Raw genomic sequence first — 26,089 nt, 5'->3', positions numbered from 1 at the left:
CGTGCTCGCGGCGGCCGCGCTCCTCGCTCTCGCCACGGGCTGCGGCCCCGGCGCCGACGAGCCGGCCGGCTCCGCCGGCACCACGAGCCGCCCGGTGAAGGACACCACCATCAGCGCCGAGCCGGGCGAGCGTTTCACGCTCACCGTCGACCAGAACGTCTCCACCCGCGAGTACTGGTACCTGGTTGACCCCCAGCCCGACAGCTCGGTCCTGGTCAGCCGCGGCCAGGACGACACGTCGGACTCCGGGGACGACCCGATGGCCGGTGCGGGCAGCCGGCTCACCTTCACCTTCGAGGCCAAGGGCGAAGGGACCACCCGGTTCACGCTGCTGCACTGCACCTTCACCACCTGCCAGGGCAACACCTCCACGCTCCCGCCCGGGACGACCGGTCCCTCCGCAACCCCGGACACGGGGGCTCCCTCCCCCTCCCCGGCTCCCGAGCGCATCACCTACACCGTCACGGTCGGCTGAACCGCAGCGGACCGGTCGGCCCAGACCAGATACCCGAGGCCCCGCCATGAACGACGCCCCGCACCCGCCGGACCGCACGGACGACGAGCTGGCCCGGCTCGACATCACCGTCCTGCTGCGCTACGGCCTCACCGCCGGGCCCGGCAGCCGGCGCACCGCCCTGTTCGGCGACGGCGCCGTCGCCGCGGCCGTCGTCCTCGACCGCCTCGGTACCGAGCCGCGCTCGGTCGCCTTCCTCGCCGACACCGTGCGCGCCGGCGGACTCGCCCGCGCCGCCGAGCTGCCCGAGCCCGTGCCCGGCCGCGAGGCGGCCGTGCTCGTACGGGAATGGCTGAGGTCCGGCGCCGAGATCGTGGGCGGGATCGCCGCCGACGACACCGCGGCCACCTGGCTGCGCGCCGTCGCGACCGTCATCGAACTGAAGCAGCTGACCCGGGCACGGGGCCGGAGCACCTGATCCGGACACCCGGTCCGGATCGCGGGCGGCCGGGGCGGGACCGCGCCACGGCCGCCCGCCACGCGCCCGATGTACAGTGAAGAACGCCCTTGACCTGCAAGAAGCAGGCAGGGAGCCGTCTTCTAGGAGTGCTGAATGCTGCGCACCATGCACAAGTCCAAGATCCACCGGGCCACCGTGACCCAGGCCGACCTGCACTACGTGGGCTCCGTGACGATCGACGCGGACCTGATGGACGCCGCGGATCTGCTGCCGGGCGAACTCGTGCACATCGTGGACATCGACAACGGTGCCCGCCTCGAGACCTACGTCATCGAGGGGGAGCGCGGATCCGGGGTCATCGGGATCAACGGCGCCGCCGCCCACCTCGTACACCCCGGTGACCTGGTCATCCTCATCAGCTACGCGCAGGTCGACGACGCCGAGGCGCGTGCCCTCGTACCGCGTGTGGTGCATGTCGACGCCGAGAACCGCATCGTCGCCCTGGGTGCCGACGCCTCCGCGCCCGTGCCCGGTTCGCGCACCGAACGCAGCCCGCACGCCGTCCCCGCGCGGAGCTGATCCGCTCCGGGAACCCGTGGTGGGAGCGCTTCCCGGGGCGGGAGTGACCGAGGGTACGTATGGACTCGGCAGGCGAGGGCAGCCGCACGGGGAGACGGTGGAGATGAGATCCACTCGTCCGGATCCGACCCACTCGTCGTGCTCGTCGCAGTTGGAGGACCGAGATGACCCATCCGAATCCCGACCCCGTACCGCCCGTGCCCGGGCCCCCGCCCATGCCGGGCCCGACCCCCGTGCCCTCCCCGCCGCCCGTACCGCCGGGCCCCGTGCCGCCCGGCCCCGCGCCCGACCCCATCCCGCAGCCGCCCGGCCCGAACCCGGAGCCCGTGCCCGAGCCGGAGCCCTCGCCCCAGCCCGCGGGCTGAGCACGGGGTCCTACGGCTCCGCGCGCAGTGCCCTGAGCGCGTCCGCGTGGCGCAGCCCGCTCTCCGCCGCCACGGAGTCCAGCGACTGCGCCTCCCGCACCAGGGCGAAGCGCAGGCCGTCCGTCGCCCCGGCGAAGCCGTACACCGCGGGCCGGGGCAGGCTGTTGTAGGCCCAGGGGGTGGAGAAGTAGTACGCCCCCGTGTCGTACAGGGCCACGAGGTCGCCCTCCCGCAGTTCGGGCAGCTCACGGGCGTGGGCCACGACGTCCCCGGCGAAACAGCACGGTCCCGCGATGTCCTGGACCATCGGCGGGCCGCTCCGGGGGCGGCCCTCGCCGTCGAAGGCACCGACCCGGAGCGGCCAGGCGTCGGGCATGAGGACGGTGCGGGTGGCGACCTGGGCCCCCGCGTGGGTGAGCGCGATGCGGCGGCCCCCGGCGTCCTTCGTGTACTCGACGCGTGCTCCGATGAAGCCGTTCTTGGCCAGCAGGGACCTGCCGAACTCGGTGACCAGCTCGTAGCGCCCGTCGAAGAGGCCCGGCGCCGCCGCACGGAGCGCGGCCACGTAGTCCGCGAAAGCGGGGCGGACCTCGTCGTCGGTGAAGTTGACGGGCAGCCCGCCCCCGATGTCGATCCCGGTGACACGGCGCGCGCCCAGCACCCCGTTGATCTCCTCGGCGAGCCGGTACGTCTCCGCGATCCCCTCGGCCATGAGCTCCAGAGGGCAGCCCTGCGAGCCGACGTGGGCGTGCAGCCGGGTCAGCCACGGGCGCTCCGCGAAGGCGCGGACGACCCGCTCCCTGGCACCGGGATCACGCAGGGCCACACCGAACTTCGACATGGCCGTGGCCGTGCTCATGGCGCCGATGGAGCCGCCGCCCACCTGCGGGTTCACCCGCAGCCCGAGGACGGAGGGAGAGCCGGGGGAGCGGAGCTCCTCGATACGGCGGAGCTCACCGAAACCGTCCGCGTTCACCGCGACACCCAGCGCCAGGGCCAGCCTCAGCTCGTCGCGGGTCTTGGCGGGCGAGTCCAGCACGATCTGCGCCGGTGCGAACCCGGCCTCGACCGCGAGCCTCAGCTCGCCCGGACCGGCCACCTCGCAGCCCATGCCGCAGTCGGCGAGCAGCCGCAGCACCGGGACCAGCGAGGCGGCCTTGGCGGCGAAGGTGTGCAGCACCCGGACGCCCGGTTCGGCGGCGAAGGCGTCCCGCAGCGCGTCGACGGAGTCGCGGATGCCGTCCGCGTCCAGGAAGCCCGCCAGCGGACGCTGCTCGCCCAGCATCCCCTGTGCCACCGCGAGGCGGAGCGCCTCGGCGAATCTCGCCGAGCGCGGTGTGCGCGGGGGGTCCCCGGTCTCCGCGGAGGCCGGGGCCGGTGTACGGCGGTCGTCGTCGATGGGAGCCTCGCAGGTCGGAGCTTCAGGCGATGAGAGGGACGACGGCCTCGGGGGTCAGCATCCGGAAGGTGAACGCCTGGTGGAAGTACAGCCGGATGCTCGTCGCGTCGTGGTCCAGGTAGCCGATCGACAGGTCCTGGCCCAGGCACAGCTCGAAGTCGCCGCCCCGGGTGGACAGCAGCACCCCGCCCGCGACGGCCGGTGCCCACAGGATGGGCTCGTCGAGCTGCCGCGCGAGATGGGTGGCGACCGGATAGCCGTGGTCGGAGGTCTCGGTGGCCTCCGTGTAGGCGTCGGCGCCGAGCAGCAGCCGGTACGGCCCGTCCACCCCCGCGAGCCGCAGCCGGGTCAGGGCCTGGCTCACCGCCGTCGGATAGTCCCGCGCGTCGGAGGGCAGCGGCAGCGGCGGGTGCGAGGAACCGTCCCGCAGGCCCGTGATGCCGGCCGCCGCGTACCCGTCGATGACGGCCATGTCCTCCGCGAACGCACAGGTGCGGGCCGCGTCCTTGACCGGCTGCCAGTCGCTGTCGTCCGAGCCGCGTTCCACGTCGTCGACGGCCGCTCTCGTCACCGTGAACGGCACCCGCCACTCGATGACCGGGGTCGCCGTGCGGGCCCGGGCGATCACGTTGGGGGTGGGCGGGTCGATGTCCCGCAGGTGCCCGTCGCCGATCGCGGACAGTTCAGGCCCCTGCGGGTCGCTGACGTCCACGACGCGGCGGGCGGCCACGTGACGGCTGAAGGTGCGTCTGGCCTCTTCCTCGATCTGGTCCCAGGCGGCGTCGGTGACGGGGGCGAGTTCACGGTGCAGGTTGTTCATCACGGGGCGCTTTCTTGCAGGCTGCCGATGCGCAGCGAACCGTCGCGGACCACCGCCGGTCCCGGGGACGGCCGCTCCGGGGACTGCGGCTGCGGGGCGGCCGCGGTCCCGGTGGCGGAGGGCGGCGGTGGAGGAGCGTCGAGGAAGTCGGCGCTGGGGGCGTGGAAGAGTGTGCCGGTGACCGCGGTGGAGAAGTCGAGAATGCGGTCGTGGGTGCCGGGCGGGCTGCCCAGGAACATGTTGCGGAGCATCTGCTCGGTGACCCCGGGATCGGCCGCGTACCCGATGAAGTACGTACCGAACTCGCCCTGTCCGAAGCTGCCGAAGGGCATGTTGGCGCGCAGGATGTCGCGTTCGGTCCCGTCGTCCTCGGTGATGGTGTTCAGCGCGACGTGCGAGTCCGCCGGCTTGACGTCGTCGGCCAGCTCCATGTCGGTGAACTTCGTCCGGCCGATGATCCGTTCCTGCTCCTCGGTGCTCAGCGCGTTCCACCCGGCCAGGTCGTGCAGGTACTTCTGGACGACGACGTAGCTGCCGCCCTCGAACCCGGGGTCCTCCGGGCCGGTCATGGCCGCGGCCCGGGCCTCCTCGCCCACCGGGTTCTCCGTACCGTCGACGAAACCGAGCAGGTCCCGGTGGTCGAAGTAGCGGAAGCCGTGGACCTCGTCGACGATCCGGACCGCGTCGCCGAGCCGCCCGAGGAGCTGCGAGGCCCACTCGAAGCAGACGTCCATCCGCTCCGCGCGGACGTGGAAGAGGAGATCGCCGGGTGTGGCCGGGGCACGGTGGAGGGGACCCCGCAGCTCCTGGAACGGGTGGAGGAAAGCCGGTCTGGGACCCGAGAACAGCCGGTCCCAGGCGTCCGAGCCGAAGCCCGTCACACACGCGAGTCCGGCGCTCGGCAGCCGGAAGCCGATCGACCGCGCGAACGCCGCGAGGTCGGGCAGCACCTCGCGCACGGCCTCCTCCCCGCCCGGCTCGATCGTCGCGACCAGCACCACTGCGGCACTGGTCAGCGGCGCTACGACGGGCTGGACCACGACGGGTTCCGGTACGGCGTCGGACATGCGCGCACTCCGTGGGTGGTGGACGGGGCTCCCTGCCACTTATCCACACCACGCTCCGGGGCGCACGCCGGACCGGCCCGGCCGGGCGAAACGCGCCCTCGGAAGACCCCGTTGCCCACGGGCGTGCGCCGCGTCCGGCCCGCCCGTGGGCCCGTCGCCGTGCCGGAGGGGCGCGGGCCCGGGTGGTCAGCTTTCGACTTCGGACCTGTCGCCGCCCCAGAGGGTGTGGAACACGCCGTCGCGGTCGACGCGGTGATAGGTGTGTGCGCCGAAGTAGTCGCGCTGGCCCTGGGTGAGAGCGGCGGGGAGGCGTTCCGCGCGCAGGGAGTCGTAGTAGGCGAGCGTCGCGGCGAAGGCCGGGGTCGGGACGCCCTGGGTGACGGCCGTCGCGATCACGGTGCGCCAGTCGCTCTGCGCGGCCGCGATCTCCTCGGCGAAGCTCTGGTCGGAGAGGAGACTCGGCATCCGGGGCTGGGCCTCGTACGCGCTGGTGATCCGGTCGAGGAACGCGGCCCGGATGATGCAGCCGCCGCGCCAGATCGCGGCGACCCTGCCGAGGTCGATGTTCCAGTCGTACTGCTCACTGCCGGCCGCGATCTCGTGGAACCCCTGGGTGTAGGCGACGATCTTCGAGGCGTACAGCGCCTGCTCGACCTGGTCGGCGAACGCCGCCGCCTCGGCCTCACCGAGCGTGCGCGCCGTCGGGCCGGCGAGGTGGCGCGAGGCGTCACGGAGGCCGGCGTGGCCGGAGACGGAGCGGGCGAAGACGGCCTCGGCGATGCCGGAGACAGGCACGCCCAGGTCGAGGGCGATCTGCACGGTCCAGCGGCCGGTGCCCTTCTGCTCGGCCTGGTCGAGCACGACGTCCACGAAGGGCTTGCCGGTCGCCTCGTCCACGTGCGAGAGCACCTCCGCGGTGATCTCGATGAGGTACGAGTCCAGCCGCCCGGTGTTCCAGGCACGGAAGGTGTCCGCGATCCGCGCGGGGGAGTATCCGGCCACGTCGCGGAGCAGCTGGTACGCCTCGCCGATGAGCTGCATGTCGGCGTACTCGATGCCGTTGTGCGTCATCTTCACGAAGTGCCCGGCGCCGTCGGGGCCGACGTGCGTGACGCACGGGGCGCCGTCCTTGGCCTTCGCGGAGATCTTCTCCAGCATGGGGCCGAGCGAGTCGTAGGACTCCTTGCTGCCGCCCGGCATGATGCTCGGCCCGTTGAGCGCGCCCTCCTCGCCGCCGGAGACACCGGTGCCGACGAAGTGGATGCCCTGCTCGCGCAGCTCGCGCTCCCGCCGGCGGGTGTCGGCGAAATGCGCGTTGCCTCCGTCGATGATCACGTCGCCCGCCTCCAGGAGCGGCGCGAACTCCGCGATCACCGCGTCCGTGGGCTCCCCGGCCTTCACCATGACGACCAGACGCCGTGGCCTCTCCAGCGCCGCCACGAAGTCCTCGGCACTCTCGGTCGCGACGAAGTCACCCTCGTCGCCGAACTGTTCGACGAGTTCGCGGGTCCGGGCGACGGTGCGGTTGTGCAGGGCGACGGTGTAGCCGTTGCGTGCGAAGTTCCGGGCCAGGTTGCGTCCCATGACGGCGAGGCCGGTGACACCGATGTGCGCTGTGCTGCTCATTGTGGATCCGCCTGCTTCCGGGTTCGTGCTCTTCGGCAGTTCGGTCGACCGCCATGACGGGAGGCGCCACCGAGCTTACGAGGTGGTGACGATCACGGACCGGGAGGCGGCCGTGGTGTCGCCGATGTTCCCCGGATGGCCTCGGTGCGGCGGCGCGCGGCCGTGCGCGGCGCCGGGCACCGCACCTCCGGGCCCGGCGCGGACGGAGGGCGGCCGGGGTGCCGTGGGCACCAGGCCGTTCCTGGACCGTACGGAGCGGACCAGGCTCTCCCGTGGCCCGCCCCACCGGACGCACGCTGCCGGGCGGTGACCGCCCCGCTCAGGGGGACGGGTCGCGCAGCAGGGGGAGCAGTTGGTCGCCGATGCGGCTGATCTCCGGCTTGTAGGGGGTGTCGGAGAGGATGAAGTGGGTGACGCCGAGCTTGCGGTAGTTCTCCAGTGCCGTGGCGACGTCGGCGGGGGAGCCGACCAGCCAGGTGGTCGCCGCTCCTCCGGCCCCGAACCTGCCCGGTGCGGTGTAGAGGCAGGAGTCGAGCACCTCGCCCCGCGCGGCGAGGCCGGAGAGCCGCTGCTGGCCCACCGCCGTCGTGCTGTTGGCCGCCCAGGCGGCCGGGTCGGCGGCGGCCAGCTCGGCGACCTTCTCCTCGGCCGCCCGCCACGCCTCCTCGGCGGTGTCGCGCACGAGTGTGGTGATCCGCAGCCCGAACTCGAGCGGCGCGTGCCGGCGGTCCGTCCGCTCGCTCAACGTCTTCAGCCGGTCGATGCGTTCGGCGACCCCGTCGAGCGGCTCGCCCCAGAAGAGCTGGACGTCCGCCTCGGCCGCCGACACCCGCTCGGCGGCGGGCGAGGCGCCCCCGAAGTAGAGCGTGGGATGCGCCCGTGCGCCGGTTCCGTACGGGCGCGGTGCGACCGTGGAACCGCTGACCTGGAAGTACTCGCCGCCGAACGTCACGTCCTCCTCGGTCCACAGGCGCCGCAGAAGGTGCATGAACTCCCGTGTACGGGCGTACCGTCGGGCCGGGTCCACCAGGGTGTCGCCGTACGCCCCGAGGCTGTCCGGCCCGCTGACGATGTTGAACAGCACCCTTCCGCGGCTCAGTTGGTCGAGCGTGGCCGCCGCGCCGGCGAGGTGCGCGGGCTGCCAGTATCCGGGACGCACCGCGATCAGCGGCTCGAACGTCGTGGTGCGCGCGGCCAGGGCCGTCGCCACGGTGAAGGTGTCGGGACGCCCCCAGCCGGTGCCGAGCAGCGCCCCGCTCCAGCCGTGCGCCTCCGCCGTCAGGGCGAGGTCGGTCGAGTACTCGACGGACCCCCAGCCCGTCGAGGTGTCGTCGCCCCGGTGGCCGGGCTCGACGGTGTTGGGGATGTACCAGAGGAACTTCGGGCTCATGGGGTCTTCCGATCACTGATCGGCCCGCACACCGCGGTGCGGTGGGCCAGGCGGTGGTGGGAGGGGCGCCGCCCGTGACGGGACCGTCCCCGGCGGGGCGCCCGCCGGGGGCCGTGCGGCCTACGCCTGCCCCGGGCCGGGACGAGCGGTCGTCGCCGGGGCCGTGCGGATCGGGGATGCGCCGGGAGCGGCCGGCGCACGGCGGTGCGACGGCCGGACACCCATGGGCGGGCGCCGCGGAGAGAGGGGTGGAGTGAAGGTCAACACCCGGTGCGCGACGCGCGGACGAGGCGGGGACAGCGCTCGCTGGGAAGGGGCTGGACCTCGTACATGCAAGCGAGTCTCAGCGTGATCGTCGGGAAAGTCAATGAGCCCCGGACGCCGTACCGCCGCGGGGTGGCCACCGGGAGGCGTCCGGCGGGCGGTGGTGGCGGGCCGGGGCAGGGTGCCGTCCCGGGGAACGGACCGAGGTCTCCCGGCGCGCCGCGCGCCGGGAGACCTCGGTCCGTCAGCCTGTCTGTTCGGCGGTCGCGGGAACGCCGTTGGCGGTGTCGACGAGGAAGCCGCCCGACTGGTGGTGCCAGAGCTTGGCGTACGCGCCGTCGTTGAGCAGGAGTTCCTGGTGCGTGCCCTGCTCGGCGATCCGCCCGCGGTCGAGCACGATGAGGTTGTCCATGGCCGCGACCGTACTCAGGCGGTGTGCGACGACGAGCGCGGTCCGGCCCTCCATCAGCCGCCACAGTGCCTGCTGCACGAGGATCTCGCTCTCGGAGTCGAGCGCGCTGGTCGCCTCGTCCAGCAGCAGGATCGGCGCGTCCCGCAGAATGGCCCGCGCGAGCGCGACCCGCTGGCGCTGCCCGCCGGACAGCTTGACGCCGCGCTCCCCGACCATCGTGTCGAAGCCCGCCGGGAGATGGTCGGCGAACTCGGTGACATGGGCCGCGTCGGCGGCGGCGCGGATCTCGGCCTCGGTGGCGTCCGGCCGGGCGAAGTGGATGTTCTCCCGCAGGGTGCGGTGGAACATGGCCGGTTCCTGCGGTACGTAGGCGATCAGGCTCCGCAGGTCGGACTGGCGGAGACGGCTGATGTCCTGACCTCCGATCAGGATGCGGCCCGACTGGACGTCGGCCATCCGCAGCAGCAGCCGGGAGAGTGTGGTCTTGCCGCCTCCGGACCGGCCGACGAGGCCGACCCTCGCCCCGCTCGGCACGTCGAGTTCGAGCCCCTCGAAGAGGGGGTCGGCCCCGTCGTGCGCGAAGGTGACCTTCTCGAAGCGGACGTCGCCGGACGGCGGGCCCAGGGGCTCGGGTGCCGCCGGATCCAGGACGGTGGGCGCGACGAGGAGAAGTTCGGTGAACTGGGCCGCCTCGGTCATCGAGCTCTCCAGACGGCGGTAGATCTGGTTGAACTCGAACATGATGCGGGTCGACCCGGTGTAGTAGGTGAAGGCGACCACGATCGCCTCCACGCTGCCGCCGCCCGCGCCGATCCCGACGGCGAGAAGCAGACCGAGCCCGTTGGTGAGCACGGACAGCGGCGCGACGAGGGTGTCGATGCGCAGGTTGCCGTAGTCCCAGGAGCGCAGCGTCAGCCGCCTGGACTCCGCGACACGGGAACGGTGTTCGGCGGCCTCGCGCTCCTCCGCGGCGAACGCGCGCACGGTGTCCATGTTCATCAGCGCGTCGGACACATGGCCCGACACCCGCGCGATGGCCTCCTCGCGCCGGTTGACCAGTTTCTGACGGCGCCGGATGAGCGGTGCGGCGCAGACGGCGGTCACCGTGATCATGGTCAGCAGGCCGACCACCAGCAAGGGGTCGTAGCTCCACAGGATCACCGTGCCGAACAGCAGCGGGGCCAGGCTTCCCACGATGTTGAAGGTGAGGGTGTCGACGAACTCCTCGAAGCGCGAGGCGAAACTCAGCACCCTCTTGGTGAGCGAACCGGCGAAGTTGTCCTGGAAGAAGGAGGCGTCCTTGGCGAACAGCTCGTCCATGCCGGTGACGTACAGGTGCTCGATGCCCCGGGCGTCGACGCGGTTGAGGCAGTGCAGCCCCGCACGCCACATGGCCTCCGCCAGGAGGAGCACCCCGGCGAACACGCCGACGTAGGGGAGCGCCTCGCGGATGCCCAGGGCGCCGTCCTCGGCGATCCGGCCGACGAGCTTGGCGACGACCAGTGGCGCGACGTAGGTGATGCCGATGTTGCCGAGTGCGGGGAGTGCGAGGGCGGGGACGGAAAGTCTGCGCTGGCGGGAGAGTTCCCGCAGGTAGTGGCGGAGTGCTAGCCGGACCGGGCCCTTGTCGGGCCCGGTGCCGGGGGACTGCTGCGATCCCATGCCGACCTCATGTCGTTTCGCGGGCAGTTGCTCCGGACCTCGCCGTGGCGGGTGTTCTCCCCCGAGGGGATGGCACCGTGCCGGGCAGAAGTGCGCGCCGCGCGTCGGCGGCGAGAGATCCGGGAGGCAAGAGTCTCCCGTGGCCGGGCCGTCGGCGTCCAAGCGTTTTCGGGGGGCGCGGGCAGCACGGCGGCGCGTTTCGGCCGCTCCGTCCGCGTGGTCCCGCAGTACGGGCGCACACGTGTGTACCGACGCGGGAGCCCAGGCACGTGTACGTACGCGGGGGGCTCGTCCGGACCATGGGTGCGCGGGCTCACGCGCGTGCGCACGCGGGCGGCCGGGCGGATCCGCGGCGGGATCACGTGCGTCCTCGGGCGCGGGCGTGCGCGGACGGCCGACGGAAGGGGGTGCGGGCGCGGGCGCGGTCCGTCAGCGGGCCGGCTCCTCCCCGAACACGTACTGCTCCTCGGGGATCAGATGCATCGCGGCCTCCTCGGCGGACGCCGCCGCGCCGTCGATGCCGACGTCCTGGGCGGTGAGGGCGGAGGGCACATGGCCGTCGCCCTCCTGCGTGAGCCTGCCCGCGCGGTCCGTCCCCACCTCCGTGTCGTAGAGCTCTCCGTCACCGTCCGCCAGGTCGCCGATCCCGTCGGGGGAGGAGTCGGTGTCCTCCGGAACCTCCCTGTTCAGGCGGCTGTCGAGGGATTCGCCCGTGTGCTGCTCCGAGGCGGTCGTCCCCTCGTCCGCGACCGCCCAGGGCCGGTCGGGCGGCGAGTAGCCCTCGTCCAGGACGTCGGCGATCCCGGACGTGTCCAGGGTGTCCTCCAGATCCAGCAGGTCATCGGGGTCCGAGGCCTCAGGTTCCTGGGGCTGGTAGACGTCGTCCCCCCGGTCGCTGTCGGTCATGGCGTGCCCCTTCCTCCGGGTCCCCCTGTCTGCAATTCCACTCCGGTCCGGCGAGGGACGCAACGGAAGACGGCCCCCGGAAGCAGTGACGGCCATTCAGATGACAATGAAAACGATTGTCGATAGCGTGTGTGCGGTCGGGCCGGGAGCCTCCGTACGGGGGTGACCTCCGCCTGTCCGCAATCCCAACGGCACTGTGAGAAGGGGGAGCTCGTGGCTCATCTACTGGTGGTCGAGAGCTGGGTCGGATCGATGAGCAGACTGCTGCCGCGGGCCCTGCGCGAGGGAGGGCACCACTTCACCTTCCTCACCCGGGACCTGCACCACTACCTCCGGGCGGCGCCGGAGGGGACGGAACATCCGCTGCTCACCGCCCGTAACGTCGTCACGGCGCCCACCAACGACGTCGAAGAGCTGCTTCCGCAGGTCGAGCGGCTGCACCGGGCCCTCCACTTCGACGGAGTCGTCACCTCCTGTGACTACTACCTGCCGACCGCCGCACGGATCGCCGCGCTCCTGGGCCTGCCCGGCCCCTCGGCCGAGGCCATGGAGAACGCCTGCCGCAAGGACGCCACCCGGCGCGTCCTGGCCGCCGCCGGTGTCCCCGGCCCCCGCTTCGCGGTGTGCGCGGACGGGTCGGAGGCCGCAGCCGCCGCCCGGGACATCGGATATCCGCTGGTGGTCAAGCCGGTGGACCTCTGCGCGGGCATGCTCGTGCGCCGCGTCGACGACGAGGAACAGCTGACCGCCGCCTGCGCCGCCCTGGCCGCCTTCCCGCGCAACGCCAGGGGGCAGCGGCGCGCGCCGCACATCCTGGTCGAGGAGTTCCTCCGGGGCCATGAGGTGAGCGTCGAGACCGTGACCCGGGGCGGTGTCGCGCACGTCGTCGGCGTGACGGACAAGAGCGTCGGCGGAGCCCCCGCGTTCGTCGAGACCGGCCACATGTTCCCGGCCGCCCTCACCCCCGGCGACCTCACCGCCGCCACCGGAACCGCGCTGCGCGCCGGCGCCGCGCTGGGCCTCGACGACGTCGTGGCGCACACCGAGATCAAGCTCACGGACGACGGCCCCCGCGTCGTCGAGGTCAACCCCCGCCCCGCGGGCAACCGCATCACCGAGCTGGTCCGCCACGTCACCGGGATCGACCTCGCCGCCGCCTGCGTCGACGTGGCGCTGGGACGGGAGCCCGACCTGCGCCGACGCGACACCGGACTGCGCAGCGCGGCCATCGGATTCCTCCTCCCCGCAGGCGCGGGAACGCTCGCGTCCGTGGAGGGCGCCGACGCCGTGCGGGACGCCGACGGCGTACTGGAGGTCCGGATCGCCGAGGCGGGCCGCACCGTCGAGGCCGCGGACAGCAACAACGCCTACCTCGGCCACATCATGGCGGGCGACGCCGCCGGGCTCGGCGCCCGGGAACGCGTCGAGGGCCTGCTCGCGGGAGTGCGTCCCGTGCTGGTGCGCTCATGACGGCGACCCGGGGTGCGCTCGCACCCTGTCTCGACGCCCTGCTCGACCAGGCCTTACGCGGTGAACTCGGCCCGGACCCCGTGGCGCGCCGCATCGCCGTCGCGTTCACCACGTCCCAGGCCGTGCGGCACGACGGGCGGCGCGGTGGCTACCGCAACGAGGTCCTCAGCCTCCGTCTCGGCCGCGCCGTCGGCTCGTGCGCGGTGGAGCCCGGCGCGCTCCCCGAAGGAACGGTCGAGGAGTGCGCCGGAGCGGACGTGGCCTCACTCCTCGCCCACCCGCTGCTGCCGGTCCGGGTCGCGGCGCTCGACGCGTACCTGATGGACGTCACGCCGCACACCCCGTCGCACGGCGCGCGGCCGGTCGCCCTCCCCGCCGGAAGCTCGCTGGTGCGGTCGAAGGCGCGGGCCGCCGCCGTCGTCGAGCTGCTGGACGTGCCGCGCGGCGGCACCGTCCTGGTCGTCGGCGTCGTCAACTCCCTCCTGGCCGAGCTGCGTTCACGCGGGCTCAGCGCGATCCCCTGCGACCTGAAGGGCGGCACCACCGAGTGGGGCGAGCCCATCCTCACGGACGCCCTCGCCGAGACCGGCCGCTGCGACGCGGTGCTGGCGTCCGGCATGACGCTCGGCAACGGCACCTTCGACCCGCTGCGCCGCAGCGCCCAGGAGCACGGCACACCACTGGTCATGTTCGCCCAGACCGGGAGCGCGGTCCTGCCCCGCTTCCTGGGCGCAGGGGTGAGCGCGGTGTGCGCCGAGCCCTACCCCTTCTTCTGGCTCGACGGCGGACCCGGCACCATCCACCGCTACCGCGCGGACGACGGAGGCACCTCGTGACCACGGCATCCCTGCCCGCGCTGGCACCCAACCGGGAACTCCTCGCCCTCCTCGGCCGCACCCCGCTGGCCAGGATCACCACCCCCCTGCCGGGGCCCCACCCGGGCTTCTGGGCCAAGCTCGAAGGCCACGCCGTGGGCGGGATGAAGGCGCGTGCGGCCGTCTCGATGCTCCTCGGCGCCGAGGAGCGCGGCGAACTGCTCCCCGGCGCACCGGTCGTGGAATCGACGTCCGGCACGCTCGGCATAGGCCTCGCCTTCGCCGGACAGGCGCTCGGGCACCCTGTCGTCCTCGTGGGTGACAGCGAACTGGAACCCTCCATGCGGCAGTTGCTCCGCTCGTACGGAGCGCGCCTGGAGCTCGTGGACCGGCCCGCCGCGCAGGGCGGCTGGCAGGGCGCCCGCCTGGAGCGGCTGCACGACCTGCTCGCCCGGCTGCCCGGAGCGTACTGGCCCGACCAGTACAACAACCCCGACAACACCGCGGGTTACGCCTCCCTCGCCGCCGAACTCGCCACCCAGCTGGACCACCTCGACATCCTCGTCTGCAGCGTCGGCACCGGAGGACACAGCGCCGGGATCGCCGGACCGCTGCGCAGGCACTGGCCCGGCCTGCGCCTCGTCGCCGTCGACTCCACCGGATCCACCATCTTCGGGCAGCCGGCGGCACCCCGGCTGATGCGCGGCCTCGGCAGCAGCATCCATCCGCGCAACGTCGCCTACGACGCCTTCGACGAGGTCCACTGGACCGGGCCGGCCGAGGCCGCCGACTCCTGCCGGCGGCTCGCCCGCGGCAACTTCGTCAGCGGCGGCTGGAGCACGGGAGCCGTGGCGCGCGTCGCCGCCTGGGCCGCCCGTACCCACCCCGGCGCCGCCGTCGCCACCGTCTTCCCCGACGGCCCCCACCGCTACCTCGGCACGGTGTACGACGACGACTTCATGACCGCCCACCACCTGGAGCCCGGTCTCGCGGCGGAGGATCCCGTCGACGTCCCGCACCCGCGCACCCCGCACGCAGGGGGCTGGGCCCGGTGCACCACCGTCACCGACCCGCTGGCGGAACGCCTGGAGAGGAAGCCGTGAAGCTCACCCAGCACACCGTGCGGCTCGTGCTCGCAGAGCCCCTGCGCATCTCGCGATCGGTCATGACCGCCCGCGACGCCGTACGCCTCACCGTCGGACACGAGGGGCTCAGCGGCCACGGTGAGGCCGTCACCAGCGTCTTCTACGGCCTGGACATCCGGACCCTGCGACGCCTCGCCGCCCGGACCGGTGAGCGGCTCACCCGCTTCGCCGACCCGGAGAGCGCGCTGCACGCCCTGCGCGCCGGTGAACTCACCGAGCCCGGCACCCCGGCCGCCGTGACCGCCGCCACCGAGGCGGCGCTCCTGGACCTGGCCGGCAAGCGCACCGGGACCGCCGTGCACCGCCTGCTCGGAGCCCCCGTGGCGCCGAGGTCCGCGACGGCGCGCACGATCTCGATCGTCTCCCCGGGACGGGCGGCCGCCCAGGCCCGCCGACTGGCCGGGGCCGGGTTCTCCGTGATCAAGATCAAGGCGGGCGACCGGGACGAGGAGTGCGACCTGGACCGGGTGCGCGCCGTCCGCGCCGCGGCTCCCGCCGCCCGGCTCCTCCTCGACCCCAACGGCGCCTGGTCGCAGGGCCGGGCACGCGCGCTCCTGCCCCGGTTCGCCGGCCTCGGCGTCGAGGCGGTGGAGCAGCCCATCGCCCCGGGCGACCCGGAAGCCCTCGCGCGGCTCGCCGCCCGCTCACCCGTGCCCGTCATCGCCGACGAGGACGCGGTCACGTTCCAGGACGCGCGGCGGCTCGCGGGACGTGTCCACGGGATCAACGTCAAACTCGCCAAATGCGGCGGTGTCCACGCCGCACTGCGCATCGCCGCCCTGATCGAGGGCAGTGGCACGGACCTGATGCTCGGCTGCCTCACGGCCAGCACCCTCGGCATCGCCCCCGCCGTCCACATCGCCGACCGCGCCCGCTGGACCGACCTCGACGGGCACCTCCTGCTCGCCCACGACCCCTGGACCGGAATCGGAGGCGGCGACGGATTCGTCGCGGCCGGCGGACGGCCAGGGCTCGGCGTACGTCCCCGCACGGCGGACGCGGCCCGGAGCGCGGCCTCGTGAGCACCTGGCGTGAGATCCGCCGGTTCCCGCCCGCCGTACGGCTTCTGCTGGTCAACCAGTTCGGCGTCAACACGGGCTTCTACCTGCTCATCCCCTACCTCGCCACCCACCTCGGCGACGGCCTCGGCATGTCCGCCGCCGTCGTCGGCATCGTCCTCGGCGTACGCAACCTGAGCCAGCAGGGACTCTTCCTCGTAGGGGGCTCCGCCGCCGACCGGCTCGGCCCCCGCGGCGTCATCATCGCCGGCTGCGCGATACGCACCGTCGGCTTCGCCCTCTTCGCCCTCGGTGACGGCCTGCCGGTGCTGCTCGCCGCCTCCGTGCTCAGCGGGGTCGCGGGCGCCCTGTTCAACCCCGCCGTCCGCACCTACCTCGCCCGGGAGGCGGGGGAGCACGGAGCGGAGGCGTTCGCCCTGTTCAACGTCTTCGCGACGGCCGGAGCCCTCGTCGGACCGCTCCTGGGCAGCGCCCTGCTGCTCGTCGACTTCCGGGCCTCCGCGCTGACCGCGGCCGCGGTCTTCGCCCTGCTCACCGTCGCCCAGGCCCTGGTCCTCCCCGCCCGGCCCGCCCCACCCGCCACCGGCAGCGTCACCGCCGACTGGCGCGAGGCCGTCGGCAACCGCGCCTTCATCGCCTTCGCCCTGGCCATGGTCGGCATGTTCACCCTGGAGAACCAGCTCTACCTCCTGCTCCCCGCAGGCGCCCGGCAGGCCACCGGATGGGACGGCGCCGCCGGACTCGTCCTCCTCGTGGGGACGGTCGCGGGCATTGCTTTCCAGCTGCGCCTCACCCGCGCACTGAAGGGACGCGGAAGCAGGGGCCGCTGGATCACGGCCGGACTGGTGCTGATGGGCCTGGCGTTCGTACCGCCGATGCTCGTCGCGGGCACCACCGCACCCCCGGACGGAGCCCTCGACGCCACCCTGCGCGCACTGCCCGTGCTGGCCGGGGCCCTCCTGCTCCACCTGGGCGTCATGACCGCACAGCCCTTCGTCATGGAGCTGATCCCGGGCTTCGGACGGCCGGCCCTCACGGGCACGTACTTCGGGGTCTTCTACGCGGTCTCCGGCATCGCCGCGGCCGTCGGGAACGCGGCCGTCGGCCGGGCCATGGACGCCGCCCGCAACGCCGGCGGCGACGGCCCGGCCGCCCTGCTGCCCTGGGCCTGCTGCCTGCTGGCCGGCCTCGTCTCGGCGGGCGCGGTGACCTGGCTGCACCGCAACGGGACCCTGCCCCGCACCCGGCCCGCCCCCGTGGCGGTGACGGCGTGAAGCCCCGGCCGGGGAACCTGCTCACCGACCGCCCGGAGCTGTACGAGGCCAGGTTCCCCGACCCGGAACGCCTCGCCGGTCGCTGGGCCGAGGACCTCCTGCTCCGGTACGGCGTGGGGCCCGCCGTCCTGGACCTGGGCTGCGGCACCGGCAGGGACGCGGCCCTCCTCCACTCCCGCGGACGGCGTGTCACGGCCGCCGACCTCTCCGCCACCATGCTCGCCCACGCCCGCGCCCACCACCCCGGACCGGACTACCGGCAGGCCGATCTCAGCCGGTTCGATTTCGGTCAGGGAGTCTTCGACGCCGTGGTGTGCCTGGACAGTTCACTGCTGTACTGCCACACGAACGAGCAGCTCGACGGCTTCCTCACCTCGTGCCGCCGCACCCTCGTGCCCGGCGGCCTGCTGGTCGCGGAGATGCGCAACGGCGCCTACTTCCTCGGGCGGGACGAACCTCCCACCGCTCCCGCCGTGTCCCGCTTCACCTGGAACGGCACGACGTACCGCTCCACCACCGCACTGCGCGTCGACCGCGCCGCCCAACTGCTGCGGCGCACCCGGGACTGGACCGCCGACGACGGCAGCCCGCCCGTCGAGGAGCACTCCGCCTGGCGGCTGCTCCTGCCCCAGGAACTGCGCCACTTCCTCACCGTCCACGGCTTCGACGTCCTCGCCCTGCACGACGGGCCCGGACCCCGGACCGAACCCCTCTGGAGGCCGGGCGCGGAACCCGGTACCGCCGCCGACGGCGACCGGCTGCACCTCGTCGCCAGGAAGCCCGCCGCGTGACCCGCGGGTCCACCCGCCGGCCGGAGGGGACGAACCGGCGGCCGCACCGCCGGGTCAGCCGACGGCGACCCGGCACACCAGCAACAGGAGAACAGCCATGACGGCATCAGCCGACCGACACGAACGCTTCCCGGGCCTGCGCAGACGCGGCTTCCTCGCCGCCGGAGGAGCGGCCGGCCTCGGCGCGCTCACGCTCGCCGGCTGCGCGGGACCCGCCGCCACCGGGGGAGCCGAGGACAAGGGGGACGGCACGCCCCGCCGGGGCGGACGGGTGCGCGCGGCCTTCGCCGGGGGCGGAGCGAGCGAAACGCTCGACCCGCACCTCGGGAACCTCTTCGCCGACGCCGCCCGGAGCAAGGCGCTCTTCGACAAACTCGCCGACTACGGCGCCGATCTGGCCGCGGTGCCACGCCTGGCCGAGTCCTGGGAGCCCGACGACGGCCTCGACCGCTGGACGGTCACCCTGCGGCGGGCGGAGTTCCACGACGGGAAGCCGGTGACCGCCGCCGACGTCCTGTACAGCTACCGCCGCATCGCCGACCCCGCGAAGGCCTACCGCGCCCGCGCGTCCCTGGAACCCGTCGACCTGGAGGCGAGCCGCGCGACGGGGGAGCGGACCGTCGAGTTCGTCCTCAAGCGTCCGACGGCCGAATTCCCCAACGTGATGGCCGCCTTCGGCACCTACATCGTGCAGGACGGGGCCACCGCGTTCGACCGCGCCCCCGTCGGCTCCGGCCCCTTCCGCTTCGTCTCCTTCAGCCCCGGACGCTCCACCGTCCTACGGCGCCACGACGCCCACTGGGACGGGGCCCCGCACCTCGACACCCTCGAGTTCGTCATCGCCAACGAGGAGTCCGCCCGCGTCAACGCCCTCCTCGGCGGCCAGATCGAGTACGCCCACGAGCTGAACCCCGCGACCGGCCGCGCCCACGAGAAGGCGGGCCGCATCCGGATCGTCCGGCTGAGGAACAGCGCCATGCAGGCCCTCGCCATGAAGACCGACCGCCCGCCCTTCGACGACCCCCGGGTCCGCGAGGCGTTCTTCCTCATCGCCGACCGCGAGGAACTGGTGCGGGGAGCCCTCTCCGGCGCGGGGGAGACCGGCAACGACCTCTTCGGCAAGGGGTACGAGTACTACGCGGACGAACTCCCCCAGCGCGCACCCGACATCGACCGCGCCCGCCACCTCCTGAAACAGGCGGGCACCGAAGGCCTCCACGTCACCCTCGACACCTCCACCGTCGCCGCCGGCTTCACCGAGGCAGCCGGCATCTTCCGCGACCAGGCGGCGCGCGCCGGAGTCACCGTCGATGTGCGGATGGGCAGCAAGGACTCCTACTGGAAGGACATCCTCGACTCCGGCACCCTGTGCTGCTACCGCTCCGGAGCCATGCCCATCGAGTCCCACATCTCCCAGCGGCTGCTCACCGACTCCACCACCAACGCCACCAAATGGCAGGACAAGGCCTTCGACGCGCTCTACCGGCAGGCCCAGTCCACCAGGGACAGGGCGGCCCGTGCCGCCCTCTACGGGCGGATGCAGCGGCAGCTGTACGCCGAAGGCGGCTTCCTCGTCTGGGGTTTCGGCGACTGGATCCTCGGCACCGCACCCTCCCTGCGGGGTGTCGCCCGCGAAGCACCCGCCAACACCCTGGACTGGGCCCGCTTCGACAAGGTCTGGCTGGCGTGACCGGGTCGCGTGCCTGGATCGCCCGGCGGCTGCTCCTCGGCGCCGCGCAGACCGCCGCCGTCGTGCTGCTGGTCTTCGCGCTCACCGAGGCGCTGCCGGGCGACGCCGCCGTCGCCTTCGCCGGGGACCAGCCCGACCCGGAACGCATCGCGGCCGTGCGCCGCGCGATGGGGCTCGACCGGCCCGCCCACGAGCGGCTGGCCGACTGGGTCACCGGCCTGCTCCACGGCGACTTCGGCACCTCTCTCACCTCCGGGCGGCCGGTCGCCGGATTCCTCGCCGACGGCTTCGGCCCCACCCTCCTCCTCGCCACGCTCACGGTCCTGATCCTTGTCCCGGTGGGCGTGGGCCTCGGCGTACTCGCCGCCCGCCACGAGGGGCGGTTCACCGACCGGCTGATCAGCTCCGCGACCCTCGGCGTCTACGCCGTCCCCGAATTCGCCCTCGGAGTGCTGCTGGTGAGCGTGTTCGCCCTGCGGCTCGGCTGGCTCCCGCCGACCGCAGTCGGCCACGGCACCGGGCTGCTCGCGCACCCCGCCGTGCTCGTCCTGCCCGTCCTCGTCCTCCTCGCCCGGCCCGTCTGCTCGCTGGCCCGGCTGGTCAGGGCCGGCATGATCGAGGCCCTCGCGGCCCCGTACACCGCCCACGCCAGGCGGTACGGCATCCCGGGGGCCCGCGTGCGCTACGGCCACGCCCTGCCCAACGCCCTCGCCCCCGCCACCCAGCAGCTCGCCCGCACCATCGACTGGCTGCTGTGCGGCGTCATCGTCGTGGAGGCCCTCTTCGTGATCCCCGGACTCGGCACCGTCCTCATGAACGCGGTCGCCGACCGCGACATCCCCGTCGTCCAGGGCCTCGCGGTGGTCTTCGGCCTCGCCACCGTCGTACTCAACCTCGGCGCCGACCTCGTCACCCACCGGCTCGCACCCCGCGCGGGGGTGGCGGCATGAGGCCGCTCCGCGGATACGGACCGGGGGCGGCCCTCGTCGCGGTCCCGCTCGGCCTCGCCCTGGCCGGGCCGTTCCTCGTGGGGGAGCCCCCGGCCCGCGCCGCCTCCTTCACCCCCGGCGGCGGCCACCGGCTCGGTACGGACTTCGTCGGCCGGGACGTCGTGCACCAGGTGCTGCTCGGCGGGCGGCCCGTGGTCCTGGTCGCGCTGGCCGCCACCGCCCTCGCCTACCTCGTCGCCCTGCCACTCGGGCTGATCAGCGCGCTCACCCACCGCAGATGGCTGGAGGAGGTGCTGATGCGCCCACCGGACGTACTGCTCGCCGTCCCCTCGCTGCTCATGATCCTGCTGGTCGCCGCCGCCTTCCCGCCGGGCGCTGCGGGGCTCGCCCTGCTGGTGGCCCTCGTCTCCGTACCGGACACCGCCCGCATCGTGCGCGCGGCCGCCGCGGAAGCGGCGTCCCGGCCGGCCGTGGAGGCGATGCGCGTGCAGGGGGAGAGCTGGTGGCGGATCGCCGTCGGATACGTGGGGCGGTCCATCCTGCGCACCCTGGCCGCCGACGCGGGTCTCCGGCTGACCGGAGTGCTCTACCTGGTGGCCACCGCGGCCTTCCTGGGCATCGGGGTGGCCCCCGACGCAGCCGACTGGGCCGTGATGGTGGACCGCAACCGCACCGGACTGTTCATCCAGCCCTGGGCGGTCGTCGTGCCCGCCCTGCTCATCGTCGCGCTGACCATGGGCAGCAACCTGCTCGTCGACGCCGCCCTGGAGAACCGCACCCCGCCCCGGAAGGGCCGCCGCCCGTGAACGAGAGCCCCGTGATCGCCGCCGTCACCGGACTGACCGTCGAGGTCGACGGGCGGGTACTCGTCGACCGGGTGTCGTTCCGGATCCGCGCCGGCACCGTGACCGCCCTGGTCGGCGCGTCCGGCAGCGGCAAGACCACCACCGGGCTCGCCCTGCTCGGTGAATACCCGCCGGGCGCGCGGGTGACGGGGGAGGTGACCGTACCCGGCACCCGGACCGGCTACGTCCCCCAGCACCCCGCGGCCGTCCTCAACCCCGTCCGCCGTACCGGAGCGCTCCTGAGCGACCTGGCACGGCAGCAGGTCCAGGACCTGCCCCGCCGGCGCCGGCGCCCCGCCGCACGGCAGCGCGTTGCGCAGGCGCTCGCCGACGCCCAGCTCGCCGCCGACGAGGTGCTCGGCCGCTATCCGCACCAGCTCTCCGGCGGCCAGCAGCAGCGCGTCGTCCTCGCGCAGGCGCTGCTCCAGGGCGCCCGCCTCATCGTCGCCGACGAACCCACCACCGGTCAGGACGCCCTGACCGGACGCCGCATCACCGGGCGGCTCGCGGCCGCGGCAGGCCGTGGCATCGCCGTGCTGCTGCTCAGCCACGACCTCGACGTCGTACGCGAACTGGCCGACGAGGTCCTGGTGATGCGTGGGGGCCGGGTGGTGGAGCAGGGACCCGCCCACCGCATCCTGGACGCCCCCGCGCACCCCTGGACCGCGGAACTCCTCGCCGGACCGAGGACCCTGCCGTACGCGGACCCCGGACACACCGGTGCGGAGCTGCTGACCGTCCGCGGACTCACCGCCCGCCACCGGAACGGCGGTACGCGCGTGCCCGTGCTGAGCGTGGACCGGCTCACCCTCCGCCGGGGGGAGTGCCTCGCCCTCGTCGGACGCTCGGGCAGCGGCAAGACGACCCTGGCCCGCTGCCTCGTGGGCCTGCACCGCGACCACACGGGACAGATCCTGCTCGACGGCGCGGCCCTGCCGCGCAGCCTGCGGGACCGCGGCCGTGAGCAGACCGCCGCCGTGCAGTACGTCTTCCAGGACGCCCGCGCCGCCTTCGACGAACACCGGCCGGTCCTGGACCAGGTGGCCCGCACGGCGGTACGCCTGCGCGGCGCCGGCCGGCAGGAGGCGGCGGCGGAGGCCCGGCGGGTGCTCGCGGACCTCGGACTGGACGAGGCGCTCGTCCGCAGACCGCCGGGCCGGCTGTCCGGCGGCGAACTCCAGCGCGCCGCCCTGGCCAGAGCCCTGCTCGCGCGGCCCCGGGTCCTGGTCTGCGACGAGATCACCTCGGGGCTCGACCCGGTGACCCGGCGCTCCCTGCTGGACCTGCTCGCCGAGCTGATGCGCCGTCAGGACGGCCCGGCCGTCCTGCTGATCACCCACGACCTCGACACCGCGGCTCCGGCCACGCGCCTGGCCGTGCTGGACGGCGGACGGGTGGTCGAGGAGGGTCCGGCGGCAGAGCTCCTGAACAGCCCCCGGCACCCGTTCACGGTCTCGCTGGTCGGGGCGTCCAGGAAGTGGGGGCCCGCCGTGCGCCCCTGAGGGCCGGGAGCCGCCCGGCACCGTGGGCTTCCCCGGCCGCGGTGCCCGGCCGCACGGTGACGTCGCCGGGCACATCGACGCCGGAACCCGGCGTGACGCAACGCCCGGGCAGCGGATCGCGCGCGCTCACGGCCCGCCGGCCACGCCGGTACGGGTCGGGGTCACCCCACCCTGCGGTAGTCGAGGGCGAAGTCGTGCTCCCACGCACCCGTACTGTCGAAGCGGACCTCCCAGCCACCGGTGATCGTGCCGGCGTCCTCGCTGAACCTACCGGTGAAGCGCTGGTGGAACTGAAGGGGCGTGAAGTCGGGCGAATCCCGGGTCAGCGTCCACACCCCGCCGTCGAAGGTCATCGCGTACAGGCGGGCCACGCCGCGTGAGTCGAAGTAGTGCTGGGTGTACGTGCCGGTCCCCGGGTCGGCCCGTACGACCATCAGGCCGTCGGGTGCGGCCGGGGCCGGGATCTCCGTGCGCTGTACCAGGACCTGGCCGTCCAGGGCCCACTCGAACCGGCTCCGTCCCGTCGGCCCGCCCCCGCCCGGGCCGGTTGGTGGCGGACGGTCCCCGGGAAACCGGGCCTCCAGGACCCACTCACCGATGAAGACGTCGAGGCGTTCCAGCATCTCCGCCCGTTCCCCGCTCATGACGATCACTCCGATCCTGCCGTGCGTGGCTGCGTCCGCCCCGGGGGAGTCCGGTGCCGGCGCACCGGACGGCCCTCACTCGGGCCAGGGCGATTCGAGGACGGTGCGCACGAAGTCCCCGCGCTCGAAGCCGGGAACGTAGTGCTCAAGGACATCGGCCTTGACGTTACCGAACGTCGTCTCCGGCTTCGGGCGGATCCCCTCGGTGAACGCCCCGAGGATCCGCCGCTTGAAGTCCGGCCGCGGATGGAGCGCGACGATCGCGGCACGGTCGGCGTCCGGGACGTCCTCGTAGCCGATGCCGAGGACGTCGTACTCCACGCCGGCGGTCACCAGCGCCACCTCCGGCTCCATGAAGGCGGGGATGCCCGGCGTCGTGTGCAGGGCGATGGCCGTCCACACCCGCCGCACACTGTCCTCCGGTACCCCGTGGGACCGGAGGAAGCGGCGTGCCTCGTCCGCGCTGTCCACCTCGAAGCGCCGCCCGCTGGAGCGGAAGGGCTCGCCGAGCCCGAGGTCGTGGAACATGGCCCCGATGTACAGCAGCTCCGGGTCGAAGGAGAGGTCCCGGCGGCGGCCCTGGAGGGCGCCGAAGAGGAAGACCCGGCGGGAATGGTGGTAGACGAGGTCGTCGGTCGTCTCACGTACGAGCTCGGTCGCCTCGGCCGCGAGCCTCGTGTCCGGCACGAGGACACCGGCCGTCCGGGACGGGTCGGTTGCCATGGAGCCACCCAGCTTCCTGTACGGGGATCGTGGCGGGCCCTTCCAGGATCGGCGCACCGGAGCGCCGCGCCGGGGCCGACAGGCCGTTGATCCCCCGACTGATTCACATCGGAGGTGCGTCAGCGGACGCGATCCAGGTGTTGGCGCCGGCCGTCCGCCCGCTGCGAGGCTGGCACCCGTGCCCCCGGAGGGGGCGGATACGGGGGAGACGGATGAGCGTGTTCACGACGCGGGCGGGGGTGGTCGCCGGACAGCGGGCCGCCCGCGACGCGGGAGTCGTCGTACTGCGCGGCATCCCCTACGCCGCCCCGCCCTTCGGCGCCGCCAGGTTCCGGGCGCCGCGCCCCGCCGCCTCCTGGGACGGGATCCGGGACTGCGCCGCCTTCGGGGCCGTCGCCCCCCAGTCCGCCGAGCTGCCCGGTTCGCCCGCCTGGTCACCCGGCGACGAGGACGTCCTGAGCCTCAACGTCTGGACCCCGGCCGGGAGCGGAGAGGCGCTGCCCGTGCTCGTCTGGATCCACGGGGGCGCCTACGCCTTCGGCTCCTCCGCCCAGCCCGACTTCGACGGGACCGCCCTGGCCGGCCACGGGCTCGTGGTCGTCACCCTCAACTACCGCCTGGGCTTCGAGGGGTTCGGCCACGTCCCCACCCCCGACGGGACCGAACCCTGCCCGGACAACCGGGGGCTGCTCGACCAGATCGCCGCCCTACGGTGGGTGCGGGACAACATCGCCGCGTTCGGCGGCGACCCCGGGCGCGTCACGGTGGCCGGCCAGTCCTCGGGGGCTTCCTCGGCCGCCTGTCTGATGGTGATGGACCAGGCGCGCGGCCTCTTCCGCCGTGTCATCGCGCACAGCGCCGTGAACGCCTGCGCCACGCCGGAGTCGGCGGCCCGCACCACGCGGGAGGTGGCCGCGGCGGCAGGAGTCCCCGCCACGTACGAAGGGCTCGTGTCGGCCTCGCCCGAAGCCCTCGTCGACGCCTCCGACCGGGTGGCGGACAGCTACCGGCGCGACCCCGCCTCGGGCCACCGCCACTACGACCCGGCGATCTACGGGCCGGTGGCCGGTGTGCCGGGACTCCCCGTCGACCCCCTCACCGCGTGCGCGGCGGGAGCGGCCCGTGAGGTGGACCTGATGGTGTGTCACACCCCGGAGGAGTACTGGCTGCTGGACGCCGTGGGCAGCTGCGCCCGGGTCACCACGGAGCCGGGGCTTGCCGCGTTCGCCGCCGACCACCGGCTCCCGCCGTCCCTGCTGGACTCCTACCGTGCGCTGATGCCCGGGGCCGGGGCGAACGAGATCTACCTCGCCGTCTACGGAGACCTGATGTTCGGGGAGTACAGCAGCAGGCTGGCCGAGTCGCACGCGCGGGCGGGAGGCCGGACCCACCTCTCCCGTTTCGTCCGGCAGCGCGACGGCCGGGGGGAGCCGGTGCGGGCCTGGCACTGCGCGGACATTCCGTTCGCCTTCGGCACCCTGGAGGACGAGAGCGTCCACTTCCTCCTGGGAGGGCCTCCGAGCGCCGCCGACCGCGCACTCGCGGAACGCATGGCACGGGCGTGGGCCGCCTTCGCCGCCACCGGCGACCCCGGCTGGCCGCACGTCGCCTCCGCCCCCGCCGGCGCCGTGCGCATCTGGGACACCTCACCCGCGCGGGGCGGCGGCCGGTGGGACGCGTTCCGGACACCGTGGCGCGCCGCCGGACTCCCGCTGCTGGTCCCCTGATCCACCGTCACCGTAGGCCGACTCACGGGGTGTGCTTGGCATGGACCTGCCCGTCGAACTGGACTACAGTCCGTAGCGGCACCCCTGAGA

23 protein-coding genes are annotated in these 26,089 nt (G+C 73.8%); 14 read left to right on the top strand and 9 right to left on the bottom strand.

Annotated features, from left to right (window positions below; genetic code table 11):
* Position 1: 1 nt before the first annotated feature.
* The 3 genes from ACFVS9_RS08465 to panD all read left to right on the top strand — a co-directional run bounded on the left by ACFVS9_RS08465 (position 2) and on the right by panD (position 1,493).
* Positions 2-475: a protease inhibitor I42 family protein gene (locus ACFVS9_RS08465; RefSeq protein ID WP_389931024.1), complete on the top strand. Its 474-nt coding sequence runs from the start codon at positions 2-4 to the stop codon at positions 473-475.
* 46 nt (positions 476-521) lie between these two features.
* Positions 522-932: a hypothetical protein gene (locus ACFVS9_RS08460; protein ID WP_383115086.1), complete on the top strand. Its 411-nt coding sequence runs from the start codon at positions 522-524 to the stop codon at positions 930-932.
* Between the two features lie 135 nt (positions 933-1,067).
* Positions 1,068-1,493 carry an aspartate 1-decarboxylase gene (gene panD / locus ACFVS9_RS08455; RefSeq protein ID WP_383115085.1) on the top strand — a complete coding sequence of 142 codons (426 nt, stop codon included), beginning with the start codon at positions 1,068-1,070 and terminating at the stop codon, positions 1,491-1,493.
* A gap of 375 nt (positions 1,494-1,868) precedes the next feature.
* Here the strand turns inward: panD and ACFVS9_RS08450 are convergent, their stop codons facing one another.
* The 7 genes from ACFVS9_RS08450 to ACFVS9_RS08420 all read right to left on the bottom strand — a co-directional run bounded on the left by ACFVS9_RS08450 (position 1,869) and on the right by ACFVS9_RS08420 (position 11,404).
* Positions 1,869-3,155, bottom strand: a complete 1,287-nt coding sequence (locus tag ACFVS9_RS08450; RefSeq protein ID WP_389931022.1) for a diaminopimelate decarboxylase — start codon at positions 3,153-3,155, stop codon at positions 1,869-1,871.
* A 124-nt stretch (positions 3,156-3,279) separates the two neighbouring features.
* The gene (locus ACFVS9_RS08445) at positions 3,280-4,077 is read right to left on the bottom strand and encodes a family 1 encapsulin nanocompartment shell protein (protein WP_389931021.1); all 798 of its coding nucleotides are present in this window, start codon (positions 4,075-4,077) and stop codon (positions 3,280-3,282) included.
* Entirely contained in the window at positions 4,077-5,144 is a 1,068-nt protein-coding gene (locus ACFVS9_RS08440) for a Dyp-type peroxidase (protein WP_389931019.1), read from the bottom strand. Before ACFVS9_RS08440 ends, ACFVS9_RS08445 begins: the two co-directional genes overlap by 1 nt.
* Before the next feature lie 186 nt (positions 5,145-5,330).
* Positions 5,331-6,770 (bottom strand): NADP-dependent phosphogluconate dehydrogenase, encoded by a 1,440-nt coding sequence (gene gndA, locus ACFVS9_RS08435; protein WP_389931018.1) that lies wholly within the window; start codon positions 6,768-6,770, stop codon positions 5,331-5,333.
* 319 nt (positions 6,771-7,089) lie between these two features.
* Positions 7,090-8,160: an LLM class flavin-dependent oxidoreductase gene (locus ACFVS9_RS08430; RefSeq protein ID WP_389931016.1), complete on the bottom strand. Its 1,071-nt coding sequence runs from the start codon at positions 8,158-8,160 to the stop codon at positions 7,090-7,092.
* 508 nt (positions 8,161-8,668) lie between these two features.
* Entirely contained in the window at positions 8,669-10,498 is a 1,830-nt protein-coding gene (locus ACFVS9_RS08425; protein WP_389931015.1) for an ABC transporter ATP-binding protein, read from the bottom strand.
* A 429-nt stretch (positions 10,499-10,927) separates the two neighbouring features.
* Positions 10,928-11,404, bottom strand: a complete 477-nt coding sequence (locus ACFVS9_RS08420; RefSeq protein ID WP_383113751.1) for a DUF5709 domain-containing protein — start codon at positions 11,402-11,404, stop codon at positions 10,928-10,930.
* A gap of 213 nt (positions 11,405-11,617) precedes the next feature.
* On the opposite strand from ACFVS9_RS08420, the gene ACFVS9_RS08415 reads away from it, so the two are divergent.
* From ACFVS9_RS08415 to ACFVS9_RS08370, 10 genes are all read left to right on the top strand, one after another.
* Positions 11,618-12,874: an ATP-grasp domain-containing protein gene (locus tag ACFVS9_RS08415; RefSeq protein ID WP_389931013.1), complete on the top strand. Its 1,257-nt coding sequence runs from the start codon at positions 11,618-11,620 to the stop codon at positions 12,872-12,874.
* Entirely contained in the window at positions 12,871-13,710 is an 840-nt protein-coding gene (locus tag ACFVS9_RS08410) for a Rossmann-like domain-containing protein (RefSeq protein WP_389931012.1), read from the top strand. The genes ACFVS9_RS08415 and ACFVS9_RS08410 overlap by 4 nt, the downstream gene beginning before the upstream one ends.
* A complete protein-coding gene (locus ACFVS9_RS08405) occupies positions 13,707-14,792 on the top strand; it encodes a PLP-dependent cysteine synthase family protein (protein ID WP_389931010.1) in 1,086 nt (361 codons plus the stop codon). Before ACFVS9_RS08410 ends, ACFVS9_RS08405 begins: the two co-directional genes overlap by 4 nt.
* A complete protein-coding gene (locus ACFVS9_RS08400; RefSeq protein ID WP_389931008.1) occupies positions 14,789-15,856 on the top strand; it encodes an enolase C-terminal domain-like protein in 1,068 nt (355 codons plus the stop codon). The genes ACFVS9_RS08405 and ACFVS9_RS08400 overlap by 4 nt, the downstream gene beginning before the upstream one ends.
* Positions 15,853-17,127, top strand: coding sequence for an MFS transporter (locus tag ACFVS9_RS08395; protein WP_389931006.1), 1,275 nt, complete (start codon positions 15,853-15,855; stop codon positions 17,125-17,127). The genes ACFVS9_RS08400 and ACFVS9_RS08395 overlap by 4 nt, the downstream gene beginning before the upstream one ends.
* Positions 17,124-17,918: a class I SAM-dependent DNA methyltransferase gene (locus ACFVS9_RS08390; RefSeq protein ID WP_383113745.1), complete on the top strand. Its 795-nt coding sequence runs from the start codon at positions 17,124-17,126 to the stop codon at positions 17,916-17,918. The genes ACFVS9_RS08395 and ACFVS9_RS08390 overlap by 4 nt, the downstream gene beginning before the upstream one ends.
* Before the next feature lie 97 nt (positions 17,919-18,015).
* Positions 18,016-19,608, top strand: a complete 1,593-nt coding sequence (locus ACFVS9_RS08385; protein WP_389931004.1) for an ABC transporter substrate-binding protein — start codon at positions 18,016-18,018, stop codon at positions 19,606-19,608.
* Positions 19,605-20,558 (top strand): ABC transporter permease, encoded by a 954-nt coding sequence (locus tag ACFVS9_RS08380; RefSeq protein ID WP_383113743.1) that lies wholly within the window; start codon positions 19,605-19,607, stop codon positions 20,556-20,558. Before ACFVS9_RS08385 ends, ACFVS9_RS08380 begins: the two co-directional genes overlap by 4 nt.
* Complete coding sequence (locus ACFVS9_RS08375) at positions 20,555-21,364, top strand: ABC transporter permease (protein ID WP_389931002.1); 810 nt, start codon at positions 20,555-20,557, stop codon at positions 21,362-21,364. Before ACFVS9_RS08380 ends, ACFVS9_RS08375 begins: the two co-directional genes overlap by 4 nt.
* A complete protein-coding gene (locus ACFVS9_RS08370) occupies positions 21,361-22,905 on the top strand; it encodes an ABC transporter ATP-binding protein (protein WP_389931000.1) in 1,545 nt (514 codons plus the stop codon). The genes ACFVS9_RS08375 and ACFVS9_RS08370 overlap by 4 nt, the downstream gene beginning before the upstream one ends.
* A 161-nt stretch (positions 22,906-23,066) precedes the next feature.
* On the opposite strand, the gene ACFVS9_RS08365 is transcribed toward ACFVS9_RS08370, so the two are convergent.
* Together ACFVS9_RS08365 and ACFVS9_RS08360 are read right to left on the bottom strand one after the other, a co-directional pair.
* Complete coding sequence (locus ACFVS9_RS08365; protein WP_389930998.1) at positions 23,067-23,549, bottom strand: hypothetical protein; 483 nt, start codon at positions 23,547-23,549, stop codon at positions 23,067-23,069.
* A gap of 75 nt (positions 23,550-23,624) precedes the next feature.
* A complete protein-coding gene (locus ACFVS9_RS08360; RefSeq protein WP_383113739.1) occupies positions 23,625-24,272 on the bottom strand; it encodes an HD domain-containing protein in 648 nt (215 codons plus the stop codon).
* Between the two features lie 212 nt (positions 24,273-24,484).
* Here ACFVS9_RS08360 and ACFVS9_RS08355 point away from each other — a divergent pair, with 212 nt between their 5' ends.
* Positions 24,485-25,999, top strand: coding sequence for a carboxylesterase/lipase family protein (locus ACFVS9_RS08355; protein WP_389930996.1), 1,515 nt, complete (start codon positions 24,485-24,487; stop codon positions 25,997-25,999).
* Positions 26,000-26,089 lie beyond the last annotated feature (90 nt).

It is taken from the genome of Streptomyces sp. NPDC058008 (genome assembly GCF_042886395.1).
Lineage (GTDB): Bacteria > Actinomycetota > Actinomycetes > Streptomycetales > Streptomycetaceae > Streptomyces.
The sequence above is the reverse complement of the archived record's forward strand: the minus strand, read 5'-3'. Positions and strand labels throughout refer to the sequence as shown.

Excerpts from the sequence above, each read along its gene's own strand:
- ACFVS9_RS08460 (WP_383115086.1), top strand. The coding sequence starts at position 522 with ATGAACGACGCCCCGCACCCGCCGGACCGCACGGACGACGAGCTGGCC.
- panD (WP_383115085.1), top strand. The coding sequence starts at position 1,068 with ATGCTGCGCACCATGCACAAGTCCAAGATCCACCGGGCCACCGTGACC.
- ACFVS9_RS08445 (WP_389931021.1), bottom strand. The coding sequence starts at position 4,077 with ATGAACAACCTGCACCGTGAACTCGCCCCCGTCACCGACGCCGCCTGG.
- ACFVS9_RS08440 (WP_389931019.1), bottom strand. The coding sequence starts at position 5,144 with ATGTCCGACGCCGTACCGGAACCCGTCGTGGTCCAGCCCGTCGTAGCG.
- gndA (WP_389931018.1), bottom strand. The coding sequence starts at position 6,770 with ATGAGCAGCACAGCGCACATCGGTGTCACCGGCCTCGCCGTCATGGGA.
- ACFVS9_RS08430 (WP_389931016.1), bottom strand. The coding sequence starts at position 8,160 with ATGAGCCCGAAGTTCCTCTGGTACATCCCCAACACCGTCGAGCCCGGC.
- ACFVS9_RS08425 (WP_389931015.1), bottom strand. The coding sequence starts at position 10,498 with ATGGGATCGCAGCAGTCCCCCGGCACCGGGCCCGACAAGGGCCCGGTC.
- ACFVS9_RS08420 (WP_383113751.1), bottom strand. The coding sequence starts at position 11,404 with ATGACCGACAGCGACCGGGGGGACGACGTCTACCAGCCCCAGGAACCT.
- ACFVS9_RS08410 (WP_389931012.1), top strand. The coding sequence starts at position 12,871 with ATGACGGCGACCCGGGGTGCGCTCGCACCCTGTCTCGACGCCCTGCTC.
- ACFVS9_RS08385 (WP_389931004.1), top strand. The coding sequence starts at position 18,016 with ATGACGGCATCAGCCGACCGACACGAACGCTTCCCGGGCCTGCGCAGA.
- ACFVS9_RS08375 (WP_389931002.1), top strand. The coding sequence starts at position 20,555 with ATGAGGCCGCTCCGCGGATACGGACCGGGGGCGGCCCTCGTCGCGGTC.
- ACFVS9_RS08365 (WP_389930998.1), bottom strand. The coding sequence starts at position 23,549 with ATGAGCGGGGAACGGGCGGAGATGCTGGAACGCCTCGACGTCTTCATC.
- ACFVS9_RS08360 (WP_383113739.1), bottom strand. The coding sequence starts at position 24,272 with ATGGCAACCGACCCGTCCCGGACGGCCGGTGTCCTCGTGCCGGACACG.
- ACFVS9_RS08355 (WP_389930996.1), top strand. The coding sequence starts at position 24,485 with ATGAGCGTGTTCACGACGCGGGCGGGGGTGGTCGCCGGACAGCGGGCC.